This is a genomic window from Sphingomonas sp. C3-2 (genome assembly GCF_033025475.1).
Classification (GTDB): Bacteria; Pseudomonadota; Alphaproteobacteria; order Sphingomonadales; family Sphingomonadaceae; genus Sphingobium_A.
The window spans coordinates 3,421,080-3,437,506 of the sequence record NZ_CP130322.1 but is presented as its reverse complement, the minus strand read 5'-3'; the positions used below and the strand labels follow the sequence as shown (position 1 = coordinate 3,437,506).

Below are 16,427 nucleotides of genomic sequence, written 5' to 3'. Positions count from 1 at the left end.
CCGCGTGACCGACCAACCCGCCCCGCCCCAGACCGACGCCGCACCGCCGCGTCGCCCGCGCATCCTGCAAAGGCTGCGCCGGATCGGGGGCGTGCGGCTGGCCATCACCATCGCGTTTCTGGCGGTGGCGTTGCTGATCGCGCGGTTCAGCTGGGACATTCCGTTGGCGGGACAGGCCGAACGCGCGCTCTATGATCTGCGCGCCACCAGCACGGCGCCCAAGGCCGAACCCGATCCGCGCATCGTGATGGTCGTCTATGACGACGACACGCTGATCGAAACGCGCAAGCGATCGCCGCTCGACCGTGCGATGCTTGCCCGCGCGCTCGGCAATATCGACACGATGGGCGCAAAGGCGATCGGCATCGATATCCTGATCGACCAGCCGCAGGACGAAGACCCGCAGCTGATCGACAGTTTCCGCGCGATGGGGACGCCGACCTGGCTGGCCTATGCCTCGGCAAGCAGCAATGCCGAGGATATCCAGTTCAACCAGCAGAAATTTCTTGAGGATTTCCAGGCGCAGCTGAAAGGCAGCCAGACCGCGCCGACGAGCATCCGGCTGGAGGTGGACGGCGACAATGTCGTGCGCAGCTGGCCGCAGAGCCTGCCGGGCCTGCCGCCCCTGCTCTCGGTGGCGATGACCGGCGATCAAAGCTTTGCCGACCACCGCGGATCGATCCGCTTTCGCATTCCCGCCGAAGCCGAGCGCAAGGTTTTCGACAGCTTCCCGATCCAGCTGTTCGCCGACGACGCGACCGCCGCTGCCTTTGCCGAGCAGATACGCGGCAAATATGTGCTGATCGGCGGCGCCATCATCGATGTCGACGAATTCGAGACCCCGCTCCGCCCGCTCACCGGCAGCGCGATGTGGGGGCTTGAGGTGCATGCGCATATGCTCGCCCAGCTGCTCGATGGCGCAAAGCTTTCGGCGTTGCCCGGCTGGGTCAATTGGGGGCTGGCCGCGCTGGCCGTGCTGGCGGGTGCGCTTTCGAGCATGATGCTGGGCGCATGGTGGCGGATGGCGATCCTTCTCGCCGCGCAGCTAGCACTGTTCGGCGGGCTGCCCTTCTGGATGCAGCGGAGCGGCATCGACACCCAGTTCGTGCCCGCATTCGGATGGGCCGTGGGCTGGATGATCGCCTTTGCCGCGGTGGGCGCCGCCGCGCGCGCCGTGGGTTCCGAGCAGCGGCGCTTCGCGCAATCGGCGCTGGGCAAATATCTGCCGCGCGACATTGCCAACCAGATCATGGCCGATCCCGACCGGCTGGCGCTACACGGCGAGAAGCGTGCAATCTTCGTGGTGTTCAGCGATCTTGAGGGCTTTACCCGCTTGTCGCACGAGATTCCGCCGGAAATGGTGGCACGGCTGCTCAACACCTATCTCGACATGCTGAGCGATGTGGTGCTGGAACATGGCGGCACGATCGACAAATTTGTGGGCGATGCGGTCGTCGCCTTTTGGGGCGCGCCGATTTCGCGGCCTGATGACGGCGAGCGTGCCGCCCGCGCCGCTTATGCCATGTGGCAGGCGGGCGAGGCGTTTCGCCGCAACGCCCCCGAAGGGGTGCCGCCCATCGGCAAGACGCGCGTCGGATTGCATTTCGGCGACGCGATCGTCGGCAATTTCGGCGGCGAAGGCCGCATCCAATATACCGCGCTGGGCGACAGCATGAACACCGCCGCCCGCATCGAGGCGGCGAGCAAGCCCCTGAAGACGAGCGTATTGGCCAGCCGCGAGGCGGTGGAGCGATCGGGGCTCGATTGGTGGCGGCCGATGGGCCGCGTGCAATTGCGCGGACGCGCGACGGCGGTGGACCTGTTCGAGCCCGTGCCCGAACTGGCCGCCAGTGACCGGCATCACTTCGCGCAGATTATCAATCGTATAGACGATGGCGACAGGGCGGCGATCCGCGACCTCGAACAGCTTTCAGAAGCGCACGAGGACGACGGCGCGCTCGCCAATCTGGTTCATCGTTACAAGACAGTGGAAGCTGGAGGCGTTTATGTTCTCGACTGACAGGAAGATACGGCGCGGCGTGATGGCGCTGGCGCTTTTCGCGGCCATGGGCGGCACCGCGCTGGCGCAGACGATCGTCGTGCGCGCGGGCGGCCCCTCTGCCGCGCGGTACCCCGCAGGCAAGCCGGTTGCGGGCGGATCGGTGACGCTGGCGGCGGGCGATACGCTCACCATCCTCGACGGCAAGGGCACCCGCACGCTGCGCGGGCCGGGCACGTTCAGCCTGGCCGCCGCATCGGGCGCGGCGACGAACACGAGCTTCACGCGCCTTGTCTCCACCCAGAACAAGCGCCGCGCACGCACCGGGGCCGTCCGCAATGTCGGCGGCGAAGCGGCGCCCCGCCCGACCAATTTGTGGGATGTCGACACCAGCCGAGGCGGCACCTTCTGCGCGGCAGCGAGCACCGCGCCGCGCCTGTGGCGGGCCGACAAGGAACGGGCGGCAAAGCTGGTGCTGACCGACGAGGCGGGCCGCGCGAGCGACGTCAATTTCGCCGTGGGCGCGCAGGAAGCCGAATGGCCCATGGGCGCAGCCAAGCCCGCAGCGGGCGCACGCTATACCCTCGCCCGCGCGGACAAGGGCACGAGCGTTCGCGTGACCTTTGCCGCGATCGATGCCGATCTGGCCAATCCGGCCGCGCTGGCCGGGGCGCTGATCAGCCAGGATTGCCAGGCCCAATATGACCTGATGATCACCGCGATCGAGGCCGACGCGGACAAGACGGGCGACTGACATATCCGTGCGGGGCACGGGCATCGCGCCCGTGCCCGTAGCTACTATCCGGGCCGCACGGGGCCCGGTCGATAAGGGGAATGCCGCCACATCGGCGGTAGCTGGGGATTGCCAATGTTCACTTCGCGTCTGCTTGCCACGTCTTCGCTGCCGCTGCTTGCCGCATTGGCGCTACCCCATATGGCCGCTGCGCAGGTGACGCGTGAGGAAATCCGGCGTGAACCGACCACCCCTTCCGTCCCCACGCCCGGCCAGCGCGTGACCGTGGAAGGCGCGATCGAGCGCGCGCCCTGCCCGCTCGCCGATCCGCGCTTCGGCGATGTCCGGATAACGCTGTCCGACGTGCAGTTCGATGGCTTGCAGGGTGTGAGCGCCGAGGCACTGCGTTCGGCCTGGGCGCGCTATCAGGGCCAGACCGTGCCGGTGGCCACGGTATGCGAGATCCGCGACGAGGCCGCGACCATATTGCGCCGCGCCGGCTATCTTGCCGCCGTGCAGGTGCCCCCACAGCGTATCGAGGAGAACGGCGTTGTCCGTTTCGATGTGCTGATGGCACGGATGACCGCGATCCGCGTACGCGGCAATGTCGGCCGATCCCAAGGCATTATCGCGCGCCAGCTGAGCCCCTTGAGCGACCAGCCGGTGTTCAACATCAACGAGGCCGAACGCTATCTGCTGCTCGCCCGCGACCTGCCCGGTTACGATGTGCGCATGACATTGCGCCCGGCGGGCACGGTGCCCGGCGAGGTGATCGGTGAGGTTACCGTCAACTATACCCCTGTCGAGATCGACGCGAATTTCCAGAATATGGGATCGCGCGATGTGGGCCGTTTTGGTGGGCAGGCGCGCGTCCAGCTGAACGGGCTGACCGGGATGGGCGACCGGACGACGATAGGCTTTTTCTCGACCAGCGATTTCAAGGAACAGCAGGTTTTGCAGTTGGGTCATGCCTTTCGCGCGAACAGCGATGGGCTGACGATTTCGGGCGACTTCACCTATGCTTGGACCCGCCCCGACACCGCGCTTGGCATTGGATCGAACGCGCTGGTGTGGAGCGTCAATGCATCCTACCCCCTCATCCGCGGCCAGAGCCGCAACCTGTTTGCGGCCTTCGGCCTCGATTATGTCGACCAGCAGGTGGAATTCCGGTCCTCTCCCGCGGTCACGCTGAGCAAGGACAAGCTGCGCGTGGCGTTCGCGCGCATCGATTACGACATCATCGACCCGATGAGCCTTTCCAGCACGCGCGGCTATTCGGCGGCAGAGCCGCGCTGGCGCGCGGGGGCCTCACTTGAACTGCGCCAGGGGCTCGACATTTTGGGTGCAAGCGAGGCGTGCGGCGCCAATTACCTCAACTGCATTTCCCCACGCACGGCGCTGAGCCGGATCGACGGCGACCCCACCGCATTCGTCGCACGCGCATCGGGCTATGCCGAATTCCGGCCCGTGCCCGAACTGGCACTGAGCCTGACGCCACGCGCGCAATGGGCGCCGCATGCGCTGCTCAGCTATGAAGAATTTTCGGGCGGGAACTATACGGTCGGGCGCGGATATGATCCGGGCACGATCATCGGGGACAGCGGCCTCGGGGTGCAGGCGGAGCTGCGCTATGGCAGCCTGATGGCGGGCGCCGCCAACAAGGTGGCGATCCAGCCTTACGTCTTTTTCGACGCGGCCAAGGTGTGGAACGAGGACCGGACGCTGGTTGTACTCGACAATCGTTCGCGCCTGTTTTCAACGGGTGGCGGCGTGCGCGCGGCATGGGGCAACCATGCCCGGCTGGACGCAGGGCTTGCCGTGCCGCTTCGCAAGAGCGGGCTTCAGGCCGAGCGCGCCGACCCGCGCCTGCTCGTTTCCCTTATCGTCAAATTTCTTCCCTGGAACCGCTGATGCGCACGGATAACGCCATGGTCACCAAGACGATCAAGACCGCCCCCCGGATGACCCGTCTGCGCAGCAGCTGCGCGATCGGCCTTGCGCTGACCGCGATTGGCCATGCCGGGCCGTCGCACGCGCAATCCTATCAGGGCAGCGTCATCGGATCGCCGATCGGCGCGACGGTTGAAAACTCCTCCCCCGGCATCACCACCATCACGGTGAACCAGCCGAACGCGATCATCAACTGGCAGCCCAATGACGTGAACGGCGGCAGCGCGCCGATCATCTTTCAGGATGCGGGCACCACCGCCAATTTCAGCGGCAGCGGCAATTATACCGTGCTCAACCGGATCGTTCCGGACGGCGCGGCTGCCGGGCGCGCAATCCAGTTCAACGGTGAAACCACGGCCTCTGCGGGCGGGCATGTCTGGTTCTATTCGCCGGGCGGGATTGTGCTGGGATCGACCGCGCGGTTCGATGTCGGCAGCCTGACGCTATCTACGCTGGACGTCACCGACGCCAATTTTCTGGGCGGCAGCACGCGGCAATTCACGGCCGCCCCCGGCGCGGGGGCGATCACGATCAATCCGGGCGCGCAGATTTCCGCGATCAACGAGAACAGCTATGTCGCGCTGGTGGCGCCGCGCATCGTTCAGGGCGGGACGATCGACGTCAACGGATCGGCCGCGCTGGTGGCTGCCGAATCGGTGCGGATCAACATGGCGAATGGCCTGTTCAACATTGATGTGCAGCAAGGCACGAGCGACGCCAACGGTATCGTTCACACCGGCACGACAACCGGCGCTGCATCGAGCGGCGTGGGCGACAACCATCGGACGTACATGGTGGCGATCCCCCGCAACACCGCGATGACGATGCTGGTGGGCGGCAATATCGGCTATCAGCCGGCAGGATCGGCAGGCGTCGAAAACGGCACCGTCGTCCTTTATGCAGGCTATGACATTCCCGACACCCGCCCGATCGCGGCCAATGGCGGCAATCCCGCGCATATCGATCTGACGGGGGTGAGCTTTACGTCGAACACGACCGCAAACGCCGCCGGCAATATCGGCAATGGAACCGGAACCCCGCTCAATGCCACCGGAAACCTGACACTGCTGGCCGATGGCGATGTGAACCTGATCGCGGGTGGCGCGATTACGGTGGACGGATCGCTCTTGGCCAAGGCGGGCACCGGCGCCACGGGCGGGACGGTGCGGCTTGCGACCACGGCCTCGGCCAATTCCTCCATCTATGTCGGCGCAGACCTGACCCTTGATGCCAACGGCAATGCCGGGGCGGTCGGTGCGCTGAATGGACAGGGCGGCACCGCCGAACTGCTTGCGCCGGGCGGCACGATCAACGTGATGGGCCAGACGCAGATACTGGCCGAAGGCCAAGGGGGTTTCAGCGGCAGCGCGTCCGGAACCGGCACCGGCGGCACCGCGCGGCTATCGGTCAGCGGCGGCGATGTTTCACTGGGCGATACCGAGGTGCGGGCCAATGGCACGGGCGGCATCGACAGCATGGGGACGACCGGCGGCAACGGCGTGGGCGGCACCGCAGAAATCCTGATCGGTTCGGGTGACTTTGCCGCGCAGAACCTGATCGTGCAGGCAAACGGCCTTGGCATGGGCGACCCGATGGGGTTTTCCGGATCGAGTGGCGGCAACGGCACGGGCGGGACCGTCCGCTACCTGCAATCGGGCGGTACGACGACGATTTCGAACGGGATCAGCCTGGACGCCGTTGGGCGCGGCGGCGACGGCGAAAATGGCGGCAGCGCCACGGCCGGAAACGCCGAATTCAGCATCACCGGCGGGGGGACGACGAATACCGGGCTGCTTTCGCTCGATATCAGTGCGCGAACCGGCATGGCATCGACCGGAATTGGCGGCAGCGCGAATGCCGCCAATGGCACCGCGCGGCTCACCGTGTCGGGCACCGGCAGCAGCCTCGACATCGGCTCGTTCCTGGACATTACCGCCAATGCGACCGCCTATGGCGACGGCATCAGCATCGGCGATGCGCACGGCGGCACGATCGAACTGCTGGCGCGGGATGGTGGTTCGATCACGGCAAGCTCTGGCGGCGTCATCCTTTCTGCCGATGCGCGGACATTTTCATACAATGCGGGCCTGCTGAGCACCGGTGGGGCAATAGCTGGTTCGATCACCGCCGGGGCGGACGCGGGGACGATTTCGGTTGGTGGATTCACCGCGTCGATCGACGCGAACACCACGCACGCGGTTGACACGAGCGGTGCCGCGCGAGCCGGTTCGTTCACGCTTTTCGCGAGCGGCGACGCGACCACGCAAGGCAGCTTCAGCGCAACATCGTCGCTGGAGGTATATGCAAACGCAACCGGCGGCGCGAGCGCGACGGGCGTTGACGCCACCGGCGGCACGATCACCGTCTATGCCGAAGACGGCACGCTGGCCCTCGGCTCGGCGAGCTTCGAAGCCGGGGCGGTGGCGGGCAGCGGCAGCGACCTGCCCAATTCGGGGGTTGGCCAAGGCGGCGTCATCACCGTGGAAACACGCGCTACGGCAGCCAACCTCTCGAGCATTTCGGCGGGTTTTCTCGGCGCCCAAGCGGACGGTAGAGGCACGCCCCCGACAGACGTCTGGATGCCGACTGGCGGCAATGGCGGCGCGGGCATTGGCGGTACGGTATCGCTGAACCTTCTGGGGGGGCAGTTTACCGCGAGCAGCATTTCGATCGACGTCAGCGGCTATGGTGCCGACGCCGCGTATCTGGGGGGAGCAACCACCTCACAGGCAGGTGATGGCCGAGGCGGCACGGCCAGCCTGACGCTGGCCGGGGCCGACGTGACCGCCGATTTGATCTCTCTCTCCGCCAATGGCCAGGGCGGCAGTACGACCAATAGCGCACAAGCGGGTGCGTTGGCGCGACCGGGCGACGGATATGGCGGTACAGCAACGCTCACAGCAACGTCGGGCACGATAACGGTCGAAAGCATCTCGATGAACGTCAATGCGCGCGGCGGCACAGGCATGGGCATCGATACCGGGGTATCCAATGGTGGCGATGCGTATGGGGGATCGGCGACATTCTCGTTGGGGGGCAATGCCACGATGCAGGGCAGTGCCAATTTTAGCGGCACCACATACATAACGATTTACGCAACTGCGTATGGCGGCGATGGCGGTAACTATTACAGCACGCACGGGGGCAATGGCGGGAATGCCACGGGCGGGAATGTATCCGCGCAGATTACAGGCGGCTCTTTGCTTGCCTCCGGCCTCGACCTCAGCGCCAGCGCGAACGGCGGCCACGGCAGCGACGCAGACAGCGGATTTGCGGCCGCACATGGCGGCAATGCGACGGGGGGCCGAGTCGATCTGACGGTTTCCTCCGAGGCGAGCGAAATCGGTGAAATTTCTGCATCAGCCGACGGCTCTGGCGGATTTGGCGGGAGCAACCTTTACGGAACGGCCGCTGGTGACAACGGCGGCAACGGTGGCACAGGCCGCGGCGGCGAAGTCCGGATTAATCTGACGCAAGGCTTCTATCTGTCGACCGTCGATGCAAGCACCAACGGTTACGGCGGCTTCGGCGGCAATGGCGCGATCGGCGGCGCGGGCGGCGATGGCTTTGGCGGAGCCGGGGCGACGGGTGGAACCCATTTTTCGTCCACCGCAGCCGGGCTGTCAGCCGGTTCCGTCCTTCTCCGATCGACAGGCAATGGCGGTAACGTCGGCTTCAGCTATTCCGGCATCGGCGGTGCGGGCGGCAACGGCACAGGCGGCGATGCCAGCTTTACCCTGTCGGGGGCAGGCACAACCTTCAGCGTAACCGACGGGTTGTTTGTCGAGGCCGACGCCTTTGGTGGATCGGGCGGCTCTGGCGGCAGCGACAGCACCGGTGCCGGATTGGCAGGCGGGGCCGGCGGCAACGGCATGGGCGGCAATGCCAGCACGACGATTGCCGATGGTGCGTCCGCCGATGTCATGGGCGTTTTCAGAACGTCGTCCAGCGGATCGGGCGGGTTCGGCGGTTCGGGTGGTTTCGGCCTGAGCGTGGGCCGGGCGGGCGATGGCGGCACAGGCACGGGCGGCACGAGCATTTTCGTGGTCACCAACGCCAGCCTGCAGACCACCACAACACTCCGGGTGCTGGCTGAAGGCCTGGGCGGCGACGGGCAGGACGGGATTTCCGGCAGCGGCCTAGACAGCGATGCCAGCGATGGCGGCGACGGCCGCGGTGGCGAAGCGCGACTGGCATTCACCGGTGCGAACGTGACCGCCGGTGACGTCGAAATCTCGGCAAACGGCGTTGGCGGGCGCGGCGGAGACGTGACAGGTGCCGCAGCGGCAGGCAATGCCGGCAGCGGCGCCGGCGGGATTGCAGCATTTTCCAACAGCGGCGCGAATAGTGCCGTGACGCTGGCTGGCCTCTCAATCGGTGCCAGCGGCGCTTGGGGCAGTGCAAGCGGCGGGGTGCCGGCGACGGCCACGGCCGGACGCATCGAAATCGAGAACAGCGCAACCAGCGGCAGCCTGAACGTCGATATGCTCAGCGCAACCAGCAATGGCGCCATGGCGAGCGGCGGGCTTGTCAGCGGGATTTTCGTGGACCTCAGCGGCACGCCGTTCGAAATTGCGGGTCAGGCATCGCTGACGACCGATGCGGACATCGTGATCGACGCGGGCGCCGGCGGGCAGATCCGCGCGGGCATGTTCGACGCCTTTGGCGGCGGCAATGTCGACATCGGTTACAGCGGCACAAACGCGGCGACCGTGATCGATGCCGGTGGCGTATCGATCCATGCGGGGGGCGATTACACCAGCGCGGCGCTGGCGGGCATTGCCAGCGGCGGCCTGGCGTCGATCTCGGCGGACGGCGCGCTTGCCAGCGGCAGCGTGAGCGCGATGGACCTGTTGTCGCTGAATGCGCTGGGCGGCCCCCTCACCCTTGGCAGCGGCGCGGTGATCAGCGCGCCGGGCGTGATCCGCCTGCAATCGGCGGGCGCGATCAATGCTGCGGGTTCGACCGTGAGCGCGGGATCGTTCGTCGGCATCCATGCAACCGGCGATGCGACCTTTGGAACGCTTGCGAGCGGCGGCAGCATCGGCACGGTCGATGCCAATGGCATGACCGTCGATCCCTATAATCTGATGCTGGACGGCCGCTTCACCGCCACCACCGTCACCTCGGGCGAACCGCTTTCGGTGAACGCCGTGCACGGGATCGATATCGGCACGCTCACCGTAGCGGGCGGCGATGCGCGGCTAATTGCCGACAATGGCGCCGTGATCGTGCGCACCGACCTGATTGCCGGGAGTGTCACGGCACAGGGCCGCTCGGTCGACCTGACGGCGATCGGCGACCTCGATGTGACCGACACGCTGGCCAGCACCGGCGAGATAAGGCTGACGAGCAGCGGCGGCAATCTGAGCGTCGGGACGCTTGATGCGGCGACCGCCCTCGACCTCTCGGCTGCGGGGACGGCAACCATCAACGGCACCGCGACCGGGCAGAGCGTTTCGGTGCGGTCGGGCGATATCGTGATCGGCGCGAACGGCCAGCTTGGCACGAGCGGCCGGACGACGCAGGTGAGCCTGTTCAACACCGACAACAATCGCCGCAGCTATATTGGCGGGGGCGATCAGGCCGGTGCCTATAGCCTGTCCGCCGACGAGATCGGGCGCATATATGCCGATGACATCGCGATTGCGCTGCCCGCCTTTGGCGGTGCGCTGCCCATGTCCGTCGGCTCGGCGCGGCAGCCCGATGTCGTCATTGGCCCCTTCACGCTTTCGAGCCGGGCAAGCAATTCGTCGGGCAATATCGGTGCGAACGGGCGACTGCGGATTGCAACGACGGGCAAGATGCGCGTGGTGGGCGCGGTGTCGTTCACCGATCTGGGGGCGGGCAACCGGCTTGAACTGGCAGCGGGCGAAGCGATCGAGATCGACACCGCAGGCGGATCGATCGACATGCACAACAGCACCGGCGGGCTTGCCGGCACGCTGGCGATGAGCGCCGACGATATAATCGTGGCATCGATGGCGGCGATCGCCGATGTCGGCGCAGCAACCGATATCGATGCGATCGAGGACCGGCTGGCGATCACCGACGGCAACGCGAATGACGAAGGCTTTATTCGCGCGGGCGGGATCGAGGCCAATGTGCGCGACGGATTCTTCATCCAGAATTCCGGCACGGGCACCGAAAATGCCGACCGGCGCGGGTTTACCGTGGGGAGCGGCGGGCTGGCGATCACGACCAGCGGCACCGCCGCGCGGATCGTGATCAATGGCCGTCAGGAAGACGGTGCGGGCGGCTACATCACCGGCACCGACCTGATCGCGCGTGTTTCGATCAACGGCGAGAGCGGCGCGCGCGTGACGGGCATCGACCGCCGATCAACGATCAACGGCTGCATCCTGACCAGCCCCGGCTTCTGCGACGGGATGGTGACGCCCGATACGCCCCTGCCCCGCGAAATTTTCGAGGCGCCGATCAACCCCGAAGAGGCGCAGGAACGTTTCGAGCAGCTTTTCCCGCTGACGCTGATGGAATTGCAGGATTTCCAGCCGCTCGGCTTCGAACCGCTGATCGACGAACCGGTGACGGGTGCGGGCAATGACGATCTGTGGATGCCCGAATGCGACCCGGCGCTGGGCTGCGCCACGCCGACGCGGCCATAATGGCGGCAGATGGTTGACGGGCGGCGCGTTTGCGGGAAAGGGCTTGAGCCATGATCCAGAACGCGCCGCTTGTCCTTTACAACAGCCTCACCCGTTCCGCCGACCCGTTCGTACCGATTTCGGACGATATGGTGCGGCTCTATAGCTGCGGGCCGACCGTCTATAACTTTGCGCATCTGGGCAATCTGCGCGCCTATGTGTTCACCGACACGCTGCGCCGCACGCTCAACTGGAAGGGCTATGCGGTCAACCATGTCATCAACATCACCGATGTCGGCCATCTGACGTCCGACGCCGATGCCGGCGACGACAAGATGGAAGCCGCCGCCGCGAAGACCGGCAAGTCGATCTGGGACATTGCCGCCTTTTACACCACGGCGTTCAAATCGAACCTGAGCGACCTCAACATCCTGCCGCCCACGATCTGGAGCACGGCGACCGATCATATCCAGGATATGATCGCCTATGCCGAGAAGATCGCCGACAAGCATTGCTACAGCCTCGACACCGGCCTGTATTTCGACAGCAGCACCGTGGCCGATTATGGCCGACTGGCGCGCGCGGGCACCGATGAGGGCGAAAGCCGGATCGATCCGGTGGAGGGCAAGCGCCACGCCGCCGATTTCGCGATCTGGCGCGCATCCGCCCCCGGCGAGCAGCGCCAGATGGAATGGCAGTCCCCCTGGGGCCCCGGCGCGCCCGGCTGGCATCTCGAATGCTCGGTGATGAGCATGAAATATCTCGGCACCCGGTTCGACATCCATACCGGCGGGATCGACCACCGCGAAATCCATCACTGCAACGAGATCGCGCAGAATCAGGCCTATACCGGCACCGACGATACCGGCGCCAACTGGTGGATGCACAATAACTTCCTTGTCGACCGCGGCGGCAAGATGTCGAAATCCAAGGGCGGGTTCACCACACTGCAGTCGCTGATCGACCGCGGCGTGCATCCGCTGGCTTACCGCCTGCTCTGCCTGTCGGCCCATTACCGGTCCGAACTGGAATTTTCGGGTGAAAGCGTGGCAGCGGCGCTTACCCGGCTGAAGCGGCTGCTGATGGCGGTCGGCACGCTCAAGACCAAGGCCAAGGACACCGCCTGGCTGCGCGTCGTGCGCGAGGCCCGCGACAGCAAGGGCGCATCCTTTGCCTATCAGCGCGGCGTGATCGAGGCCGGACTGTCCAAGGCCGCGCTGGAAGTGCTGACGCCTTTCGACGAAGCGATCGCCGCCGACCTGATGGTGCCGCGGGCCTTGCCGCTGCTTGAGGAAATCGTCGGGCTGAAGAGCATGCCCGCCGACGACCGGCTGAAGCTGGTGGCGAGCATGGACCTTGTCCTTGGGCTCAACCTCATCGACACCGAACGCGCCGATCTGCGCATCCGCCCGGTCGATGCCGAAATTAGCGAAGACGGGATTGCGGCACGGATCGAGGAACGCCAGCAGGCGCGCGCGGCGAAGGACTTTGCGACGTCCGACAAGATCCGCGACGATCTGAAGGCGCTTGGCGTCGAGTTGATGGACGGCGATCCGCTCGGCTGGGAATGGTCGATCTCGCTCGACTGACGTAGTGACAAGGTGCGCGCGCAACATAATTTCATGTAAAGGCATATTTTACCGCGATTTAGGGGCGGTTTTTCTTGCCTATCCCCACCCCCTTCGACATAACCGCGGCTGATTGGGTCGCACCTCAATTCTGATAAGCCTGACGGGGGTCAGGCAGGGGGCGTTGCGTATAATGGGTGCCAGGGGGCTGTCTTCCAGTCGGTATATCGGCGCGTTCGTGCTGTTCGCCATCATGGCGATGGTTGCGGCGGCGATCGCCATTGGCCTTAATCCCGGTACCAGCAGCGCCACTGCACAACCCCCGCAGCGCGGCGTGCATCTGGGTGTGGCATCGTGCGCCGGATCGACCTGCCATGGCCGACAGGAAGCCGATGGCAAGATCGTCCGTCAGGACGAACTGATGCGCTGGCAGGAGCCATCGAGCGCAGGCGGCGCGCACAGCCGCGCCTTTGACGTGCTTTCCAATGCCCGCAGCCAGAAGATCGCCGCGCGACTGGGCATCGGCCCGGCCACCTCGGCACCGATGTGCCTTGGCTGCCACAGCGCCCCGGCCAGCCAACGCGGCCCGCGCTTTCAGGCATCGGACGGGGTGGGCTGCGAATCCTGCCATGGCGGCGCATCGAACTGGATTTCGGCGCATTATTCGGTTGGTGCGAGCCACCGCAACAATGTGGCGCTGGGCATGATCCCGCTCGAAAATCCGCGGGCGCGCGCCTCGGTCTGCCTCGATTGTCATTTCGGCAGCGCGGAACAGGGCCAGTTTGTCGACCACCGGATCATGGCGGCAGGCCATCCGCGCATCTCGTTCGAGCTCGACCTGTTTTCGACGCTGCAGCAGCATCACGACGAAGACGCCGATTATGCGCAGCGCAAGGGCCGGAGCAACAATGTCCGTTTCTGGGCGGTGGGCCAGGCGATGGCGCTGGAACGTGCGCTGACGCTCTACGCCAATCCGCGCCTTGGCCAGGAAGGCATCTTCCCGGAATTCTATTTCTTCGATTGCCACACCTGCCACCGCCAGATTTTCGACGATGAAAAGGGCGTGAAGACCGGCGTGCGCAACCCCGGCCGCCCGATCCCCGAAGGCATGCCCGCGTTCAACGACGAGAATATGATCATGCTCTCGGCCGCAGCGCGCGTCGTGGCGCCCGATCTGGGCCGTCAGTTCGACGCGGACTCGCGCGCCTTCCACGCCGCGCTGGCGCAGGATCGCGGGGCGGCCGTAACCGCCGCCGCAAGGCTGCGCGCAAGCGCCGGAGCGCTGGCCGACCGCTTCGCTAGCAGCCCCTTTGGCACGCAGCAGAGCTTTGCCATCGTGCAGGCGATTGCGAGCGAGGCGATCACGCCGCGCTTCACCGATTATGAAGGCAGCGTGCAGGCGGTGATGGCGGTCGACACGCTGCTGAACGCGCTCGTCAACGGCGGTTCGGTGTCGGCGACGCAGGCGACCGCGATCCGCCGCGACATCAACGCCGCCTATGCCGCGGTGAAGGACCCCAATGGCTATCGCCCCGCGGCATTCCGCCAGGCACTGGGCGGCGCAGCCCGTTCGATCGGGGCACTGAAGTAATGACAATCCATGGTAAGGCCGCCCTGTTGCTGGGCGCGGCGATGTTCGTTCTTTCAGGCTGCGGTGGCGGCGGCAGCGATGGTGGCGGATCGGGCCAGCCGACGACGCCGACCACCCCGCCCGCAACCGGCGGGCTTTACACCGCCCCCGCCCAGGAAGCGCTGACCAGCGCCGAGGTGCAGCAGGTGATTGCACAGGCCGCCGCCGAAGCGCAGGCGCGCGGCCGTCCGGCGAATATCGCCGTGGTCGACCGGGTGGGCAATGTGCTTGCGGTGTTCGTGATGAACGGCGCCAACCCCAATCTGGCCGTTCCCCGCCCCACCGATGGCAGCACCAACGACCTGCAGGGCGTGGACGTGCCCGGCGCGGTGGCCGGGGCCATCGCCAAGGCGATCACGGGTGCCTATCTCTCATCCTCGGGCAACGCCTTTTCGACGCGGACGGCGAGCCAGATTGTTCAGCAGCATTTCCCGCCCGCCCCCTCGACCGTGGGGCTGGAATCGGGGCCACTTTTTGGCGTGCAATTCAGCCAGCTTCCCTGTTCGGACCTTGCCGCGCGGTTCCAGCCGGCGGGCGGTGCGACCGCGCTGATCGGCCCGAAACGCTCCCCGCTCGGCCTGTCGGCCGACCCCGGTGGCCTGCCGCTTTACAAGAACGGCGTGGTCGTGGGCGGTATCGGCGTGATGGCCGATGGCGAATATGGGTTCGACCCCAATATCCTCGACACCGACGAGGATGACGAGGAATTTATCGCGCTGGCCGGAACGACCGGCTTTGCCGCGCCCGAGACCATCCGCGCCGACCGGATCACCGTGGACGGCACCGCGCTGCGCTTTTCGGATGCGATGCCAACAGGGCTGAAGAGCAATCCCGCAAGCGCCGCCGGCTTCGCCGCGATCAACGGGGCGCTGGGCGCGCTGGTGAGCGTGGCCGGATATTTCGAGGCGGCAGCGGGCGTGCGCGCCGGGACCGCCTATGGCACCGAAGCATCGGGCATCCGCCGCGCGGGGACCGGCGAATTTTCGAACAGCGACGCATTCGTGCTGACCAATGGATCGGGCGCCAACCGCTATCCCATCCGCGCGGGCAGCGATACGGGCGCGGTTTCCACCCCGCTCAGCGCCGCCGAAGTGCGCGCGATATTGGAAGAAGCCTTTTCGGTGATGTCGCGCGCGCGCGCGCAGATCCGCCAGCCGCTCGACAGCCGCGCGCAGGTGACGATTTCGATCGTCGACACGCACGGCGTGGCACTGGGTATCGTCCGTTCCCCCGACGCGCCGATCTTCGGCACCGACGTATCGCTGCAAAAGGCGCGGACGGCGATGTTCTTCTCGAACGCGCAGGCGGGCACGCAGCTGCTCGCCAATCCGAGCGCCGATGTGCAGTCCTTCGTTGCGGCGGCGCGGACATTCTTCAACGATCCGGCGGCGCTGACCGGGAAATATGCCTTTTCCGACCGTGCCAACGGCAATGTTTCGCGCCCCTATTTCCCGGACGGCGAAGTCGGCCGCCCGAACGGGCCCTTTTCGCGCCCAATCGCCAGCTTCAACCCGTTTTCGACCGGGCTGCAATCGGCGCTGATCAAAGACAATGTGCTGACGCATGTCGGCTTCATCCTTGGTGCCAATCCCGATACGCCGCAGCGCTGCACCGCGACGCCCGATGTGGCGGCGGCGCAGAACCGACTGCAGAACGGCATCCAGATCTTTCCGGGTTCGGTGCCGATCTATCGCGGATCCGAACTGGTGGGTGGCATCGGCGTGTCGGGCGACGGTATCGACCAGGATGACATGATCAGCTTTCTGGGGCTGCACAATGCGGGCCTGCGCGTAGGCGGCATCGGCAATGCCGCGCCCTCTGCCCGGGCGGACCAGATCACCGTGCCGGTCGGCAGCCAGCAGGTGCGTTTGCGCTACATCAACTGCCCGTTCGCGCCGTTCCTGGGCAGCAGCGACCAGAATGTGTGCCAGGGGCTGTGACG

Annotated in this window: 7 protein-coding genes; all 7 read left to right on the top strand. The window is 66.1% G+C overall.

The features are described from left to right. The first annotated feature begins 4 nt into the window (after nucleotides 1-4). Nucleotides 5-2,020: an adenylate/guanylate cyclase domain-containing protein gene (locus tag QYC26_RS16410; RefSeq protein WP_317513293.1), complete on the top strand. Its 2,016-nt coding sequence runs from the start codon at nucleotides 5-7 to the stop codon at nucleotides 2,018-2,020. After that, on the top strand, nucleotides 2,007-2,753 hold the full coding sequence (locus QYC26_RS16405; RefSeq protein WP_317513292.1) for a hypothetical protein: 747 nt from the start codon (nucleotides 2,007-2,009) through the stop codon (nucleotides 2,751-2,753). The genes QYC26_RS16410 and QYC26_RS16405 overlap by 14 nt, the downstream gene beginning before the upstream one ends. Nucleotides 2,754-2,867: 114 nt before the next feature. Further along, on the top strand, nucleotides 2,868-4,643 hold the full coding sequence (locus tag QYC26_RS16400; RefSeq protein WP_317513291.1) for a ShlB/FhaC/HecB family hemolysin secretion/activation protein: 1,776 nt from the start codon (nucleotides 2,868-2,870) through the stop codon (nucleotides 4,641-4,643). After that, a complete protein-coding gene (locus QYC26_RS16395) occupies nucleotides 4,643-11,308 on the top strand; it encodes a hypothetical protein (RefSeq protein ID WP_317513290.1) in 6,666 nt (2,221 codons plus the stop codon). The genes QYC26_RS16400 and QYC26_RS16395 overlap by 1 nt, the downstream gene beginning before the upstream one ends. 50 nt (nucleotides 11,309-11,358) lie before the next feature. Beyond that, the gene (gene cysS, locus QYC26_RS16390) at nucleotides 11,359-12,876 is read left to right on the top strand and encodes a cysteine--tRNA ligase (protein WP_317513289.1); all 1,518 of its coding nucleotides are present in this window, start codon (nucleotides 11,359-11,361) and stop codon (nucleotides 12,874-12,876) included. A gap of 172 nt (nucleotides 12,877-13,048) precedes the next feature. Beyond that, entirely contained in the window at nucleotides 13,049-14,446 is a 1,398-nt protein-coding gene (locus tag QYC26_RS16385; protein WP_317513288.1) for a multiheme c-type cytochrome, read from the top strand. Then, entirely contained in the window at nucleotides 14,446-16,425 is a 1,980-nt protein-coding gene (locus QYC26_RS16380) for a heme-binding protein (RefSeq protein WP_317513287.1), read from the top strand. The genes QYC26_RS16385 and QYC26_RS16380 overlap by 1 nt, the downstream gene beginning before the upstream one ends. Nucleotides 16,426-16,427 lie beyond the last annotated feature (2 nt).